The organism is Intrasporangium sp., assembly GCF_032907665.1.
Classification (GTDB): domain Bacteria; phylum Actinomycetota; class Actinomycetes; order Actinomycetales; family Dermatophilaceae; genus Intrasporangium.
The window spans coordinates 2,275-17,890 of sequence record NZ_JAJJPG010000077.1 but is presented as its reverse complement, the minus strand read 5'-3'; the positions used below and the strand labels follow the sequence as shown (position 1 = coordinate 17,890).

The window sequence follows — 15,616 nt, the reverse complement described above, 5'->3', positions numbered from 1 at the left end:
GCCGGTCGGACTGCGGCCGGTCGGACTGCGGCCGGTCGGACTGCGGCCGGTCGCCCTGCTGGCGGCCCTTCGCCTCGGCACGGTCATCCGCGCGTGCGGGGCCGGACGCGTCGCCGCGACTCTCGCGTTGACTCCCGCGGTCGTCACGCTTGACGGCCTGGCTGGTCGCGGCTGCCACCGCTGCGGCGGCCCGTTCAGCACGCTCGACCTCGTCGGGCCGCGAGCCGCTGGACCGCTCCTCCGGGCCGGCCTCGCGCGGTGCCGCTGGCTCCGCGGCCCCCGCGGCACGGGTGACCCGGCGCGAGGCGCGGGCTGGAGCTGGGGTGTCAACGGCCGGCGCACCGCCGGACTGCCGCGCCTTGATGGCTTCGACGAGATCGCCCTTGCGCATCTTCGCCGTGCCCTTGATGCCCATCGACGATGCCACGCTCTTGAGCTCGTCCAGCTTCATCGCGGACAGACCGGACACCGGACGGGTGGTTGTTTCTGACACGAAGGATCCTTCCCCCTCGTTTGCGGCCCGGGAGATCCCACAGGGCCGGACTGGGGCCAGAGACTGGCCTATCGAGATCCACGTCGGCGCACACAGCGCCCAGAGACAGTCGCCTCAGTGTGGGGGTGGTTGCACCAGCCTGCGTCGTGCGGCCGTGGTGCGTCATCACTCTAGCACCGGGCCTCGACACGACGACCGCCAGACCGCCTCGAGCGCCACGTCGGCGTCCATCGGCACACTGGACGGGTGTCCCCGGACGCCCGTCAGTCTGCGAGGACGGCGCTCACGCCGGCACCGGGGATCCCCGGGGTGCACCGGTCCCACGAGCCCCGGCGCGCCGGCACCACGACCTGATCGGCCCGGTCCCGCGTCGTCAGGACGAGCACCGTCGGGCCCGCTCCCGAGATGACGGCGGCGTGCCCCTCGGCCCGGAGCGCGTCGACGAGGCCCATCGACTCCGGATACGCGGCGCGGCGCGGCTCCTGGTGCAGCCAGTCCCGGGTGGCCGCGTGCAAGTGCTGCGGCTCGGCCGTCAGCGCATGGACGAGCAGCGCAGCGCGACCACTGTTGGCGGCGGCGTCCCTGAGCGGAACCGATGTCGGCAGCACCGACCTGGCGTGCTGGGTCGCGAGCTGCGCCTCGGGGACGAAGACGACGACGTCGACCTCGGGGTGCAGCACCGGTCGCGCCGTCACGGTGACCTCCCCGACGTCCAGTCCGGAGCCGTCCGGCATCCAGCTCACGGTCAGCCCACCGTAGACGCTGGCCGACGCGTTGTCCGGATGGCCCTCGAGAACGCTCGCGATGTGGGAGGTCACCTCGAGATCAAGGGGCACCTCGGCGCCGGGAGCCAGCTCAGCGGCATACGACAACGCCTGTGCCGCAACGACCCCCGCGACGATCGCGGTGGCAGACGACCCCAGCCCCCGGCCGTGCGGCACGCCGTTGCACGCGTCCAGCCGAAGCCCAGCAGGGGCGGGGACGCCGAGCGTGCGCCACGTGTGGCGCATGGTCCGCACGACGAGGTGCGACTCGTCGGTGGGCACGTCCGCAGCGGCCTCCCCCGTCACGGAGACCTCGAGAGCCGGCCGGTCGAGGGCAGTGGCGACGTACTCGTCCCAGAGCCCGAGCGCGAGGCCGATCGAGTCGAATCCGGGGCCGAGGTTCGCAGTGCTCGCGGGGACGCGGATCCGCACCGAGCGTGCCGCTCCGGACATGCTCAGTCCTCGAGCCCGAGGGCCCGGGCCGCGGTGTAGGCGTCCACGGGAACCCGGGTCGGGGTCACCTCCGAGCCGTCCGCCGTGCGTAGCGCCCACTGCGGGTCCTTGAGTCCGTGACCGGTGACCGTGCAGACGATCCGCGCGCCGGCTGGCACGAGTCCCGCGGCATGGCTCGCGAGGAGACCCGCGACGGAGGCGGCCGAGGCAGGCTCGACGAAGACGCCCTCATCCGCGGACAGGTAGCGGTGCGCCTCGAGGATCTGCTCGTCGGTCACCGCCTCGATGCGACCGCCCGAGTCGTCCCGCGCGGCGATGGCCTGGTGCCAGGACGCGGGGTTGCCGATGCGGATCGCGGTCGCGATCGTCTCGGGCTGGTCAACAGGGTGGCCGAGCACGAGCGGGGCCGCCCCGGCAGCCTGGAAGCCCCACATCTGCGGCAGCTGCGTCGCGGGTCCCGGTTGGTCGCTCACCGCGGGGTCCGCGGAGTACTCGCGGTAGCCCTTCCAGTAGGCCGTGATGTTGCCGGCGTTGCCGACCGGCAGGCAGTGGATGTCGGGAGCATCGCCGAGCGCGTCGACGACCTCGAAGGCCGCGGTCTTCTGACCCTCGATCCGAGCCGGGTTGACCGAGTTGACCAGCTCGATGGGGTAGGCCTCGGCGAGCTTGCGGGCGAGCGTGAGGCAGTCGTCGAAGTTGCCCTCCACCTGGAGCAGGGTGGCGCCGTGGGCGATCGCCTGGCTCAGCTTGCCCATGGCGATCTTGCCCTCGGGGACGAGGACTCCGCACGTCATCCCCGCCTTCGTGGCGTAGGCGGCTGCCGACGCGCTCGTGTTGCCCGTGCTCGCTGCGATCACTGCCCGCGCGCCGTGCCTGGCCGCGACGCTGATCGCCGTGGTCATGCCCCGGTCCTTGAAGGAGCCCGTGGGGTTGAGCCCTTCGTACTTGAGGTGCACCTCGGCCCCGACGCGCTCCGAGAGCTTCGCCGCGTGGATGAGCGGCGTGCCGCCTTCGTGGAGCGTGACGACGGGTGCCCCCTCGAGGAGCGGGAGCCGGTCGGCGTACTCGCGGATCACGCCACGCCACTGGTGAGCCATCAGAAGCCTTCCACCCGCATGACGGAGTTGACGCCGCGGACCACCTCGAGAGTGCGGAGGCTCTCCACGGTGGCGGACAGGGCCGCATCCGTGGCCGTGTGGGTCACGATGATGAGGTTGGCTCGGGCGTTGCCGTTGCCGCCGGTCGTGCGCGTGCCGCCGTGGGCAGCGCCCGAGCCAGCGCCCGGGACGGCGCCCTCGTCATCGTCCTCGCCATCGTCCTCGGCGGGGACGAGCTGCTGCCGGACGGTCTCGATCGAGACGTCGTGGTCGGCGAACGCGGCAGCCACCTTGGCGAGGACCCCGGAACGGTCGGCGACGTCGAGGCTGATGTGGTAGCGCGTCTGGGCGTCACCCATCGAGAGGATGGGCAGGTCCGCGTAGCTCGACTCGCCCGGGCCGAGCCCCCCGCCGACGCGGTGGCGCGCGACCGCGACGAGGTCGCCGAGGACTGCGGAGGCCGTCGGCTCGCCACCGGCTCCCCGGCCGTAGAACATCAGCTGACCGGCCGCATCGGCCTCGACGAACACCGCGTTGAAGGCCTCGCGGACGCTGGCGAGCGGGTGGGACCGCGGGATCATCGCCGGATGGACGCGCACCGAGACCCCCGCGCCGGTGCGCTCGCAGATCGCGAGCAGCTTGACGACACAGTCCATCTCGCGAGCGGCGGCGACGTCGGCCGCCGAGACCTCGGTGATGCCCTCCCGGTAGACGTCGCTGCCCGCGACCCTCGTGTGAAAGGCCAGGGAGGCGAGGATCGCGGCCTTGGCCGCCGCGTCGAATCCCTCGACGTCGGCGGTCGGGTCGGCCTCCGCGTAGCCGAGCGCCTGGGCCTGCTCGACCGCGTCGGCGAAGCCGGCGCCAGTCGTGTCCATCTTGTCCAGGACGTAGTTCGTCGTGCCGTTGACGATGCCGAGGACCCTGCGCACCTCGTCGCCGGCCAGGGACTCACGCAGCGGGCGGAGCAGCGGGATGGCTCCGGCGACGGCCGCCTCGTAGTAGAGGTCCACACCGCACTCGGCCGCCGCGGCGTAGAGGCGTGGGCCGTCCTCGGCGAGCAGGGCCTTGTTGGCCGTCACCACGGAGGCGCCGTGCTCCATGGCGCGCAGGATCAGGCTGCGCGCGGGCTCGATGCCGCCGATGACCTCCACGACGATGTCGGCGCGCGTCACGAGCTCCTCCGCGTCGGTCGTGAAGAGCGCGGGATCGACCCCGAGGGCCGAGCGGTCGCGCCCTGCCCGGCGCACCGCGATGCCGACGAGCTCGAGGGGGGTCCCGACCCGGGCGGCCATGTCGTCAGCGCGTTGCGTGAGGTGACGGGCCACCGCACCGCCGACGACGCCGGCCCCGAGCAGGGCCACGCGGAGGGGCTCGCGGGCGCTCACATCACTGTCCTCACGTCGCTGTCCTCACCTTGCCGTCGGCCTGGCTGTCCTGCCCGGCTGTCTGCGCCCAGAAACACGGTCCTGGAACGCCGCCCCGCGAATCCTGCCGTCCGCCCCGCCCGGCAGCGTCCATCGTTTCGCGATCCGGACACGTTCACGCAGAATCTTCGCAGGTCGGTCATCGGCACGTCAGACATCCAGGGCGAGCAGGTCGTCGATCGTCTCGCGCCGCACGATGACCCGGGCGCGGCCATCCCGCACAGCGATGACGGGCGGACGCGGCGTGTGGTTGTACTGGCTCGAGAGCGACCGGCAGTAGGCGCCGGTCCCGGGCACGGCGATGAGGTCTCCTGGCGCGACGTCGTCGGGGATGAACTCGTCCTTGACGACGATGTCCCCGCTCTCGCAGTGCCTCCCGACGACGCGGGCGAGCACGGGGGTGGCCCCGGAGCTGCGGCTGGCCACCGTGCAGGAGTAGTCCGCGTCGTAGAGGGCGGTCCGGATGTTGTCGCTCATCCCGCCGTCGACGGAGACGTAGAGGCGGCTCGCTCCCCCGTCGAGGTCGACCGGCTTCACGGTGCCCACCTCGTAGAGGGTGAAGGTGCTCGGCCCGGCGATGGCGCGGCCGGGCTCGATGGAGATCCGCGGGATCGCGACACCGTCTGCCCGGCACTCGCGCTCGACGATCTCCGCCATGCCTGCCGCAAGCACCGTGGGTGACTGCGGGTCGTGCTCGGTCGTATAGGCGATGCCGAAGCCGCCCCCGAGGTCGAGCTCGGGGAGCTCCACGCCGAGCTCCCGGGCAACCTGGGTGTGCAGGCCGAGCACACGCCGGGCCGACACCTCGAAGCCGGACGTGTCGAAGATCTGCGAACCGATGTGGCTGTGCAGGCCGAGCAGACGAAGCGTCTCGGTCCGGTCAAGGATGCGGCGGACGGCGTCGAGGGCGTGTCCGCCGGTGAGGGAGAACCCGAACTTCTGGTCCTCGTGCGACGTCGCGATGAACTCATGCGTGTGCGCCTCGACGCCGACCGTGACGCGGACGAGCACCGGCGCGACGACGCCGAGCTCGGCGGCGATGGCGGACACGCGTTCGATCTCCTCGAAGGAGTCGACGATGATCCGCGAGACGCCGTACTCCAAGGCCGTTCGGATCTCGGCGACGCTCTTGTTGTTGCCGTGCATCCCGATGCTCGACCCGGGAAGACCGGCGCGCATCGCGACGGCGAGCTCGCCGCCGGTGCAGACGTCGAGGAAGAGGCCGTCCTCGTGGATCCACCGGGCGACCTCGGTGCAGAGGAAGGCCTTGCCGGCGTAGTAGACGTCGGCCCCGCCACCGAGCTCGTCGAAGGCCTCCGCATAGGCACGCTTGAACTCGCGGGCGCGCGAGCGGAAGTCGTTCTCGTCGAGGATGTAGGCGGGAGTCCCGAAGTCCTGCGCCAGGTCTGCGACGCTCACTCCGCCGACCGTGACCGTCCCTTCTGGCCCGCGTGCCACGGACGAGGCCCAGAGCGTCGGCACCAGTGCGTTGACATCGCCGGGGGGTTCGAGCCAGGTCGGCCCTCGGTAACCCTCGGCGTGGAGTGCGCCGGCCTCGTGTGCGCGCATGCCTACATCCTCTCCGGGGCAGTCGCGCCGAGCCGGGCCAGTCCATTGCGCAAGACGACGGCGGTGGCACTGGCCAGGGCCAGACGAGCTCCGTGGATCCCCGTGACGCGGTCGTCCGTGTCCAATGGCCGGGTCGGCTGGTTCCAGGCGTCGGCCAGACCGGCGAGGTCGGTCACGGCCCGGACCTGCTGCGCCCGGTCCCCTTCGTGGCGGTCCATCCGCTGAGGGAAGTCCGCCAGCGCGACGAGCAGGAGGCGCTCCGCGACGTGCCCGAGGTCCTCACGGCGGTCGGTGGGGCGCATCTCCACTCCTGCCGTTCGAGCGTTGCGGATGAGACGGCGCAGTCGTGCATGGGCGAGCTGGGCGGGCCGGAGCACGGGGTCGTCGTCGAGCCATGCCGGCAGGTCGGCTCCAGGCCGACGCACGTCGAGGGCGGACCAGCCGTTGGGGAGGGCGTACGTCGCGGCGTGGTCGAGGATCTCCTCGATGATCGCCGACCGGCCCACGTCAGCCAGCGTGATGGACAGCAGCCCGGTGGGCGCCACCTCGACGGCCCCGATCGCGTCGTGGTCGACGAGCCGCTGCGCCAGGACCCTGCCGAGCTCGAGGGGCTCGAGGTCGAGCTGGGGCGCCCATCGCTGCGCGACCGGGGTCACCCAGTCGGCGACGACCCCGGCTGACCGCTGGTCGGCGGGCCGGAAGATCGGCCCTGCGGGCGGGCCGGCCTCCGCCTCGTCCGGCAGCTCCCCGACGCGGGCTGCGGTGGCGGCGACCTGCTCGAGCAGCCGTCGCAGCTCCTCTGGGGTCATGCCGGCGAGTCTATGAGCGTCCCGCCCGGACAGCTGTCCGTATGCCGCTGTGCCCCGCCCGCTGCCCGGTGCCCTGCTGCCTCTGGTCGGCACAGGCCCATTCCACGATCCGGCCTCGGTGCTGCTAACCTCACGGGGCGCACGAAAGTGCCGCGCCGCCCCCGTAGCTCAGGGGATAGAGCACCGCCCTCCGGAGGCGGGAGCGCAGGTTCGAATCCTGCCGGGGGCACCCTGTGATGTCTCAGGACCTCGGGTGATGTGTCAGGACACCCGCCGACAGCCCGAGACCCACGGTTTCGGGCTGCGGTGCATGGACGTCTCGGAGCCGCCGGACGGACACCGTCAACACGGGCGCTTCCCACGATGCGCGTGCGACTGGTGTCCGGGGGGCGTCAGGCCCCCGTGCTCCAGATGGCGAAGAGCCCACCCAGGTAGGCCACCAGGAGGACGAGGGCGTCCGGCTCGAGCCGGCGCAGCCGGGTCTCGGTGCCGTGGACCAGAGCCGCGAGGGCCAGCCCCATGAGGAGGATCGCGCTCACTCCGGCCACGGCGTGGCCGGGATCGACCACCGTGAGCATCGGGCCGGGGAGATAGGCGGCATCGGCCACCACGAGGGCGGCCATGTTGAAGGCGTTGCTGCCGAAGAGGTTGCCCACGGCGAGGTCGTGGGCACCGATCCGGACGGCCGCCACGGCCGCGACGAGCTCCGGCGCCGAGGTGGCCAGGGCCAACATGGTCGCGCCGACGAAGGTCTCGGCGATCCCGGCCGCGGCTGCGATCTCCTGCGCGGAGTTGGCGAGCAACGGCGCCGCGCCGAGGATGACGAGGGCGGCGAAGCCGAACCGGAGGACCGCCGGACGCAGCTCGCCCCGGGTCGGTTTCGACCACCCGGTCGGCACGGGGATGAGCGAGCTGCTGCCGAACCGGCCTGAGGGTGACCGGCGCATCCACGCCACCATGGCGACGTACGCTCCGGCGATCACGATGGTGTCCAGTCCGACCCAGCCGATCGCCACCCCTGGCGGGGTCAGGACGCCGAGCGTGGCCAGAGCGGTCAGCCCGATGGCGACGGACGCGACCCGGGCGTGGCCGATCTCGACGGCGGGCCACACCTGGTGCCGGTGCATCAGGTCGATCAACGCGAGGATGGCCATGTTGGCCATGCTGCTTCCCATGAGATCGCCGACCGCCAGGTCCGGGGAGCCGGCCAGGGACGCGCTCACGTCGGTCGCGATCTCCGGGAGCGAGGTGGCAGCTCCGACGAGGAGGACCCCGACGAGGAGCCGCGACAGGCCCGCGCGCCTGGCGATCTCGTCGCCTGCACGGGCCAGGGTGACCCCCGCCCACGCGACCAACACTCCTGCGGCGACGAACACGAGCACTGAGGTCGCAGCCATGGTCCGAGTCTCCCCCACACGCACATCCGGGGAGCGGGACCTTCGTCCCTTGGCTTGGTCCCGGCGACCCGCGCACGATGAGACTGCGGGCGCTGGCCCCCACTTGCCCGCACTGAGGAGTGATGGCAATGACGAGCATCGTTACGAGGACTTCGCACCCTCTTGCCGACGTGTTCGACTGGTTCGAGAACGGACTGAACCTGCGCGGGATGGGACTCGCGCCGTACCTCCACGTGGAGGACTTCATGGAGGACGACGTCTACGTCGTCCGCGCGGAGATGCCCGGCATCGACCCGGACAAGGACGTCACGGTGACGATTGACGGCGACGTCCTGACGATCGCCGGCGAGCGACGTGAGGAGATGAAGGAGAAGAACCGCAGTGAAATGCACTACGGCTCCTTCACCCGGACCATCCGCCTCCCTCACGAGGTCAAGGCGGATGACGTCGAGGCGTCCTACACGGACGGGGTTCTCGAGATCCGCGTCCCCCTGGCGTCACCGGAGCGTCCGACCAAGACGATCCCGGTCAAGCGTCAGGAGTAACGCGCCGCACGACTGTGGCTCGCCGGGCAGCAGGCGCCCGGCGAGCCCTGCCGCGCTCGGCCGCAGGTGGCAGGTGAGGCCGTGCCTGACGGGCCTGCACGGAACGGCTCAGACGAAGCTCAGCAGGGCCAGGGCATAGGCGTCCTCGACATCCGGGGCCTCGAAGGACCGCTCTGCCCCATCGGTCGTGACCGTGACCCGCCAGCCATGCTCGACCGGTGACAGCCCGCGGAATCGGGATCCGAGCAGCTCCCGGAGCTGCTCCTCCCGCGGCAGCCAGATCGCCTTGTCGAGCGTCACCGAGTCCAACGCCCACTCCGTCGTGCCGTTGAAGCCGAGGATCGGCTGGCCGTGGTAGACGTGCACGTCGATGGTCAGCTCGCTGATCCAGAAGACCTCGTCGACCAGGGTGGGCTGGTCGATCGTGAAGCGGTCCCCCGGCCTCGGATCCCAGAGGACACCCTCGGCCTGGAGGCGGCGGGCCAGGTCGACGTCGATCATCCGTCCACAGTACGACGCATGGCCGCCGCTCCCCGTGGTGCTGCGCGCCTCAGTCACGCAGACGCATTGACCGAGCAGCAGTGACCGGGCCGCAGTGACCGGGCCGCATTGACCGGGATGCCCCGGGCCGCGACGCTGATCCCATGGCGCCCCCACCCCTGAGCGACCTGGCGCTCGTCGACGACGTGCACGTCAGGGTCGGCTTCGACACGTCGGACGGCCCGGACGAGATCTTCCTGCTCGACCTGCACCTCGACCAGCCTGGGCCAGTGCTCGACGACGAGGTCTACCTCGCAGCCCTGTCGCCCGTCGTCGCCGTGGTGGACTCGCTGGACGGATGCGTCGTCCGGATCGGCCGGGAGCACCGGCTCGGTGGACGGCCCAGGAGCGCCGTGGACGTCTCGGTGTCGCTACCGCGGCCACGTGAGCGCGCCGACGAGACCGACCCCCATGGCCGGAGCGAGCAGCACGCTGCGTTCGAGGATGCCGTAGCGGCAGCCCTCCGCTCCCTCATCGCCGAGTTCCCGCCGACCGAGGTCGCCGACCTCGGCCGCGACGAGGCGATGACAACGGCGCGGCGGCGCCTCGCCGAGGCAGCCCCCAGCACGGCCCTGACGGCCCTGTCGGTCACGGCTGAAGAGCACGTCGGCGACCAGTGGCTCGTGCGCCTCACCGGCCCCGGCACGACCGGCTTCGAGGTGCGGCTCGGCTTCGTCGACGGCCACCCCGGCACGACGCACCTCCGACGGATCCGTGTCGGAGAGGTGGTCGACTCGGTCGGCACGTAGCCCCTGCCGGGGCTACCCAGGGCGACCCTCGAAACGGCAGGCCCAGGACGGGGCCGCTCTGGCAGCATGGCCGGGTGCTCATCTCGAAGCCGATCGCCGAGGCCATCAGGGACGGGCGGGTGACGACGCAGTACCGCCGTTGGGACGCGCCCCGGGTCAAGGTCGGGGGCACGCAGCTGACCTCGGCAGGTCTCGTCACCTTCACCCGGGTCGCCCAGGTCAAGGACCTCGACCGAGTCTCGGACCGTGCTGCCCGCGCAGCCGGCCTCAAGGACGCGGCGGCCCTGCGTCGGGCCCTCGCACCGAAGCAGCGCAAGCCGAGTGCGAGAGGGAGCCGAGGCGGCGACAAGGTCTACCGGATCCACGTGGCCTGGGTCGGCGAGGATCCCCGGATCTCCTTGCGGGACAGGCTCCCTGACGCCGCGGAGCTGGCGGTGATCCAGCGTCGGCTCCAGCGGCTCGACGCGCGCCCGACCGGTGCCTGGACCCGAGACGTCCTCGAGTGGATCCGCGACCACCCCCGTGTCGTCTCGAAGGAGCTCGCCGCCCTGCGCGGCGTCGAGCTGCTGCCCCTCAAGGCCGACATCCGCAAGCTCAAGGCGCTCGGCCTGACGATCAGCCACGAGGTCGGCTACGAGCTGTCCCCCCGCGGCGCCGCCTACCTCGCCACGCTGGAAGGCAACTGACTCCAGGGAGCAGGCCCAGCGGCATACGGCCATGGTCGTATGCCGCTGGGCTCGCTCCCGGCCTCAGCGCTGTGTCGTGTCGGTGACCTCGCCGACGAGCTCCTCGAGGACGTCCTCGAGGAAGACCACCCCGGTGACCGCCCCCGCCGTGTCGATCACCCTCGCGAGGTGCGACCCGGTGAGCTGCATCGTGGCGAGCACCTCCTCGACCTCGTCCTCCTGGCGCACGGTCGCGAGACGCCGCACGCGCTTCGGAGGGATCGGCAGGTCGTGCCGCTCGTCGTCGGCGTAGAGGACGTCCTTGAGGTGGAGGTAGCCCGCGAGGTCACCGGCGGCATCGACGACCGGGTAGCGGGAGAAGCCCTTCCGGGCCACGAGCCGCTCGATGTCAGCGGGGGTGACGCCCAGCTGGACCGTCGCCAGGCCGTCGAGGCCGACGGCGACGTCACGGGCCAGCTTGTCGGAGAACTCGAGCGTCTTGGAGACGAGCCCGTGGCGCTCCTCGGCGATGAGGCCCTCGCGATGCGACTCGCCGACGATGTGGGCGACCTCCTCCGCCGTGAACGCCGAGGCGATCTCGTCCTTCGGCTCGATACCGAAGAGGCGGACCAGGCCCTTGGCCAGGGCCTCCATCGCGAAGACGAGTGGCCGCAGCAACCGGGTGACGGCGTGGAGGGCCGGGACGAGCACGAGGGCGGTGCGCTCCGGCCCCGCGATGGCGATGTTCTTGGGGATCATCTCCCCCGCGACGACGTGCAGGTACGAGACGATGAGCAGCGCCACCGCGAGCGCCACCCCGCCTGCCCAGGCTTCGGACAGGCCCCAGGCGGCGAAGATCGGCTCGAGCAGGTGGTGCAGCGCCGCCTCTGCCAGGGCTCCGAGGCCGACCGAGCAGACCGTGATGCCGAGCTGGGCGGTGGCGAGCATCGACCCCAGCCGCTCGAGTGCCTCCAGGCTCGTTGCCGCGCGCCTGCTCCCGGCCTCCGCCAAGGGCTCGAGGCTCGAGCGGCGAACGGCCATCGCGGCGAACTCCGCGCCGACGAAGAAGGCGTTGCCGAGCAGCAGCAGGAACGAGACGACATAGACCCAGGCGTCACTCATCGCGGTGCCTCACGCCGTCCCGTTCCCGCGCGGGTGGCTCTGGAGCGAAGTGAAGGTCGGGGACGAAACGCAACCGGTCGATGCGCCGACGAGCCATGCCCGTCACGTGGACGCGCCACCCCGGAAGGGCGATCACGTCTCCGACGACGGGGACCCGGCCCAGCCGGGACATGACGTAGCCGCCCATCGTCTCGTAGTGCGCGCCGTCGGGCACCTCTGCGTCGAACGCATCTCGCACCTCGTCCGGCCGCCACAGGCCCGGCACCGTCCAGGAACCGTCCGTCAGCTCGCGGCCGCTCTGCCTCCGATGGTCGTGCTCGTCGGCGACCTCGCCGACGATCTCCTCGACGACGTCCTCGAGGGTGACGATGCCGGAGGTGCCGCCGTACTCGTCGACGACGACGGCCATCTGGAAGCCGCCCTCCCGCAGCTGGCGGAGGAGCGGCTCGAGCCGGATCGTCTCGGGCACGACGAGCCGGTCGGACATCAGGGCCGACACCGGCACGTCCTTGCGACGGTCGTGCGGCACGGCCATGGCCCGCTTGACGTGGACCACCCCGTCGATGTCGTCCCAGTCGTTGCCGAGGACCGGGAAGCGCGAGTGCCCCGTCCGCCGCGACAGACGGAGGACGTCGTCGGCCGACTCGTCACGGTGGATGCCGGCGCAGCGGACACGGGGGGTCATCACGTCGTCCGCGGTGCGCTCGCCGAAGCCGAGGGTCTTCGTGAGCAGTCGGGCGGTGGTGACCTCGAGGGTCCCGGCCTCCGCGGAGCGCTGCACGAGACTGGCCAGCTCCTGCGGCGTGCGAGCCCCGGAGAGCTCCTCCTGCGGCTCGATCCCGATGGCGCGAAGGAACGCGTTGGCCGAGCCGTTGAGGACGAGGATGAGGGGCCGGGCCAGCGTCGCGAAGACCCTCACGGGCAACGCGACGATCTTCGCGGTCGTCAGCGGCGCAGAGATCCCGAGGAACTGCGGCAGCAGCTCGCCGACGACCATGGAGAACACCGTCGCGAGCAGGAGGGCGACACCGCTCGAGATCGCCTCGACAGCGGCGGACGCGAGACCGAGGTCACCGAGCGGACCGGCAAGGAGCCGACCGATGGACGGCTGCGCCAGGTACCCGACGACGAGCGTCGTGATGGTGATGCCGACCTGCGCCGCGGAGAGCTGGGTCGACAGCTGCTTCAGCGACTGCAGGACGACGCGGGCGCGGGTGTCGCCGCGGTCGATGGCCCGCTGCACGGTCGGACGGTCGAGTGCCACGAGGGAGAACTCGGCAGCGACGAACACGGCCGTGCCGCCGGTCAGGAGCACCGCCGCGAGTACGAGCAGCCACTCCGTCACCGCGCCCTCCGCTCCGTCGCCCCTCGGGCCTCACCAGCCGTCACCGGCTGTCACTATATGGACCTCGTGGGCGACGCGGCGCGGTGTGGTTGAGTTAGGACGCACACCATGGATCCGCCCTTCGGGGGCCTTGAAGGAGGCGTTTGTGACAGCCGCGTCGCCAGCGACACCCGCACCACAATCCCGGGGCGGTTCCTCGTCGACGGTGGACCCGATGTCGGGCCGGATCGAGGCCCGTGGCCTGACGAAGAAGTTCGGTCGCCTCACGGCCGTGGACCACCTCGACCTCGATGTCGTGCCCGGTCGGATCACGGGTTTCCTCGGTCCCAACGGCGCCGGCAAGACGACGACCCTGCGGATGCTCCTCGGCCTCATCCGACCGACAGCCGGCAGCGCGACGATCGAGGGGCGCCGCTACCACGACATCGTCAACCCGCTCACGGTCGTGGGCTCTGCGCTCGAGGCGACGAACTTCCATCCCGGGCGCACCGGACGCAACCACCTGCTCACGCTGGCGGCGGCCGCCGGCATCCCTCGCGGCCGGGTGGACGAGCTGCTCGAGCTCGTGGGGATCCCCGCTGCGGCGAGGAAGCGCGCCGGTGGCTACTCCATGGGCATGCGCCAGCGACTCGGCCTGGCCGCGGCGCTCCTCGGCGACCCTCGCGTCATCATCCTCGACGAGCCCGCCAACGGCCTGGACCCCGACGGGATCCGCTGGTTGCGCGGCTTCCTCCGCCACCTCGCCTCGGAGGGCCGCACCCTGCTCATCTCCAGCCACATGCTCTCCGAGGTCGAGCAGACCGTCGACGACGTCGTCATCATCGCCAATGGCAAGCGGATCGCCCAGGGCACCATCGAGCAGCTCCGGGGAGAGCCCACCGCCTTCGTCCGAACCTCCGACCCCGACCGGCTCGCGAGCACCCTCGCCGGTCGCGGGCTCAGCGTCACCCGGCGTGACGGTGGCATCCGGGTGACGACGGACGACCTCGCGATGGTCGGCGACCTCGCCCACGCTGCCGACATCGCGATCCACGAGCTGCGCGCCGAGAAGACCCACCTCGAGGAGCTCTACTTCAACCTCACCGAGGCGGACGAGTACCGCAACCGCAACCTCGGGGTCCGCACCGGTCGACCGCTCGACGAGCTGCCTCCACCGAGCGGCCCACCCGTCGAGCCGAGCCTCATCGCCGTCGAGCCCGTGGGCGGCCAGTCCGGGAGGGCGCCGACTGAGGCGCCACAGGTCCCCGCGACACCAGAGGAGCGGGACGAGAAGGAGGGTGGGCGATGAGCAGGGCGATCAGCTCCGAGTTCCGCAAGTTCTTCACGACCCGGCTCTGGTGGGGCATGCTCATCGCGGTCATCGTGGCGGGGGCGGGCTTCGCCGCCCTGTTCGCCCTCCTCTTCACGAGCGACGCCGTCGTGGGCGAGGGCGGGGTCGGGATCCCGACCAACGACGCAGACCTCGCGCGGACGACGTTCACGAGCGGAATCGGCGTCGGCTACCTGCTCACCCTGGCCATCGGCGTCATGACCGTCGGCTCCGAGTACCGCCACAAGACGATCACCGCGACGTTCCTCGCGCAGCCGAAGCGCAGCGTCGTCCTCGTCGCGAAGTCGATCCTCCTGCTCGCCCTCGGCGCGATGTACGGCATCGCCTCCCTCGCCGCCTCCGTCGGCACCGGCGCGATCATCCTGTCCTCCCGAGGCCACGAACCGTTCGGGGACACCGCGATCTGGCGCACGCTCGCCCTGTCCCTGCTCGTGCTCGGGCTCTGGGCCCTCATCGGCCTCGGCGTGGGCATCCTCATCCCCAACCAGGTGGCCGCCCTGCTCATTGCCGTCGGCGTCGCGTGGATCGTCGAGCCGATCATCGGGGCGGTGCTGCCGCTCACCGAGATCGGCTCGACGATCGCCCGCTACCTGCCCTCGCAGGCGACGAACGCCACCCTCGACGTCCAGAACGTCGGCTTCGGCGGGCCCGTCTCGGACCAGCTCAGCTGGTGGGCCGGAGCGATCGTCCTCGCCGCCTATGCCGCGATCATGGCGCTCATCGGCACGCTCCGCACGGTGCGGTCCGACATCTCCTGAGGCGTGCAGTGACGACCACGGTGACGACGTGACGACTCCAGGCGGTTGCCGGATGACGTATGCCGCTGAGCCGGCTCGCGCTCGCCCGACCCGTGGACTCGGGTGCACTTTCGCCATTCAGACGTGTGTCAGCCCTCCGGTCGTTGAGGGCTAGGCTTGTCCCATACTCCGCATTGACGCATCCCAGGCAACGAAAGAGGCGCATTCGCCGTGTCTGAACAGTCCACGTCCGGTGACCCGATGGCTTTCTTCGGACCGAACGAATGGCTCGTCGACGAGCTGTACCAGCAGTACCTGACGGACAAGGACTCTGTGGATCGGGCCTGGTGGGCGTTCTTCGACGACTACACCCCGCTGGACGCCAACGCCGCGTCTGCTCCCAACGTCAACGGCGACCCCGCGGGCCGATCGGCCAAGGCCACCACCACCCAGCCGACCGATGCTCCTGCGCCCGCCGCCACGTCCATGCCGGCAGCAAAGGCGACTGCCAAGGAGCCCCCGGCCAAGGCACCCGCCGCCAAGGCACCCGCCGCCAAGGCACCCGCCGCCAAGGAGC

Annotated in this window: 16 protein-coding genes and 1 tRNA gene; 7 read left to right on the top strand and 10 right to left on the bottom strand. The window is 71.4% G+C overall.

Features of this window, described 5'->3' with window-relative positions:
- The 6 genes from LOY02_RS12290 to LOY02_RS12265 form a co-directional block, all read right to left on the bottom strand.
- A partial coding sequence (locus LOY02_RS12290) for a Rho termination factor N-terminal domain-containing protein (protein ID WP_317182649.1) occupies window positions 1–493 on the bottom strand: 493 nt, incomplete at its 3' end.
- A gap of 263 nt (window positions 494–756) precedes the next feature.
- Complete coding sequence (gene thrB, locus LOY02_RS12285) at window positions 757–1,710, bottom strand: homoserine kinase (protein WP_317182648.1); 954 nt, start codon at window positions 1,708–1,710, stop codon at window positions 757–759.
- 2 nt (window positions 1,711–1,712) lie between these two features.
- Complete coding sequence (gene thrC, locus LOY02_RS12280; RefSeq protein ID WP_317182647.1) at window positions 1,713–2,807, bottom strand: threonine synthase; 1,095 nt, start codon at window positions 2,805–2,807, stop codon at window positions 1,713–1,715.
- Entirely contained in the window at window positions 2,807–4,192 is a 1,386-nt protein-coding gene (locus tag LOY02_RS12275; protein WP_317182646.1) for a homoserine dehydrogenase, read from the bottom strand. Before LOY02_RS12275 ends, thrC begins: the two co-directional genes overlap by 1 nt.
- A 189-nt stretch (window positions 4,193–4,381) precedes the next feature.
- Window positions 4,382–5,800 carry a diaminopimelate decarboxylase gene (lysA, locus tag LOY02_RS12270; protein ID WP_317182645.1) on the bottom strand — a complete coding sequence of 473 codons (1,419 nt, stop codon included), beginning with the start codon at window positions 5,798–5,800 and terminating at the stop codon, window positions 4,382–4,384.
- A 2-nt stretch (window positions 5,801–5,802) separates the two neighbouring features.
- On the bottom strand, window positions 5,803–6,609 hold the full coding sequence (locus tag LOY02_RS12265; protein WP_317182644.1) for a DALR anticodon-binding domain-containing protein: 807 nt from the start codon (window positions 6,607–6,609) through the stop codon (window positions 5,803–5,805).
- A 157-nt stretch (window positions 6,610–6,766) separates the two neighbouring features.
- On the opposite strand from LOY02_RS12265, the gene LOY02_RS12260 reads away from it, so the two are divergent.
- Window positions 6,767–6,838: transfer RNA gene (locus tag LOY02_RS12260), tRNA-Arg, on the top strand.
- Between the two features lie 163 nt (window positions 6,839–7,001).
- Here LOY02_RS12260 and LOY02_RS12255 read toward each other — a convergent pair.
- On the bottom strand, window positions 7,002–8,006 hold the full coding sequence (locus LOY02_RS12255; protein ID WP_317182643.1) for a hypothetical protein: 1,005 nt from the start codon (window positions 8,004–8,006) through the stop codon (window positions 7,002–7,004).
- 128 nt (window positions 8,007–8,134) lie between these two features.
- Between LOY02_RS12255 and LOY02_RS12250 the strand changes: the two genes are divergently transcribed.
- Window positions 8,135–8,551 (top strand): Hsp20/alpha crystallin family protein, encoded by a 417-nt coding sequence (locus LOY02_RS12250; RefSeq protein ID WP_317182642.1) that lies wholly within the window; start codon window positions 8,135–8,137, stop codon window positions 8,549–8,551.
- 108 nt (window positions 8,552–8,659) lie between these two features.
- Here the strand turns inward: LOY02_RS12250 and LOY02_RS12245 are convergent, their stop codons facing one another.
- Window positions 8,660–9,052: a hypothetical protein gene (locus LOY02_RS12245; RefSeq protein ID WP_317182641.1), complete on the bottom strand. Its 393-nt coding sequence runs from the start codon at window positions 9,050–9,052 to the stop codon at window positions 8,660–8,662.
- 143 nt (window positions 9,053–9,195) lie between these two features.
- On the opposite strand from LOY02_RS12245, the gene LOY02_RS12240 reads away from it, so the two are divergent.
- Together LOY02_RS12240 and LOY02_RS12235 are read left to right on the top strand one after the other, a co-directional pair.
- Window positions 9,196–9,840, top strand: coding sequence for a hypothetical protein (locus LOY02_RS12240; protein WP_317182640.1), 645 nt, complete (start codon window positions 9,196–9,198; stop codon window positions 9,838–9,840).
- A 74-nt stretch (window positions 9,841–9,914) separates the two neighbouring features.
- Entirely contained in the window at window positions 9,915–10,526 is a 612-nt protein-coding gene (locus tag LOY02_RS12235; RefSeq protein ID WP_317182639.1) for an ASCH domain-containing protein, read from the top strand.
- 63 nt (window positions 10,527–10,589) lie between these two features.
- Here LOY02_RS12235 and LOY02_RS12230 read toward each other — a convergent pair whose 3' ends face one another.
- Complete coding sequence (locus LOY02_RS12230; protein WP_317182638.1) at window positions 10,590–11,627, bottom strand: hemolysin family protein; 1,038 nt, start codon at window positions 11,625–11,627, stop codon at window positions 10,590–10,592.
- Complete coding sequence (locus tag LOY02_RS12225; protein WP_317182637.1) at window positions 11,620–12,972, bottom strand: hemolysin family protein; 1,353 nt, start codon at window positions 12,970–12,972, stop codon at window positions 11,620–11,622. Before LOY02_RS12225 ends, LOY02_RS12230 begins: the two co-directional genes overlap by 8 nt.
- Before the next feature lie 214 nt (window positions 12,973–13,186).
- Between LOY02_RS12225 and LOY02_RS12220 the strand changes: the two genes are divergently transcribed.
- From LOY02_RS12220 to LOY02_RS12210, 3 genes are all read left to right on the top strand, one after another.
- The gene (locus LOY02_RS12220; RefSeq protein ID WP_317182636.1) at window positions 13,187–14,260 is read left to right on the top strand and encodes an ABC transporter ATP-binding protein; all 1,074 of its coding nucleotides are present in this window, start codon (window positions 13,187–13,189) and stop codon (window positions 14,258–14,260) included.
- Window positions 14,257–15,060, top strand: a complete 804-nt coding sequence (locus tag LOY02_RS12215) for an ABC transporter permease (protein WP_317182635.1) — start codon at window positions 14,257–14,259, stop codon at window positions 15,058–15,060. The genes LOY02_RS12220 and LOY02_RS12215 overlap by 4 nt, the downstream gene beginning before the upstream one ends.
- A gap of 240 nt (window positions 15,061–15,300) precedes the next feature.
- Window positions 15,301–15,616, top strand: a 316-nt coding sequence (locus LOY02_RS12210) for a 2-oxoglutarate dehydrogenase E1 subunit family protein (RefSeq protein WP_317182634.1), incomplete at its 3' end; no start/stop codon positions are given.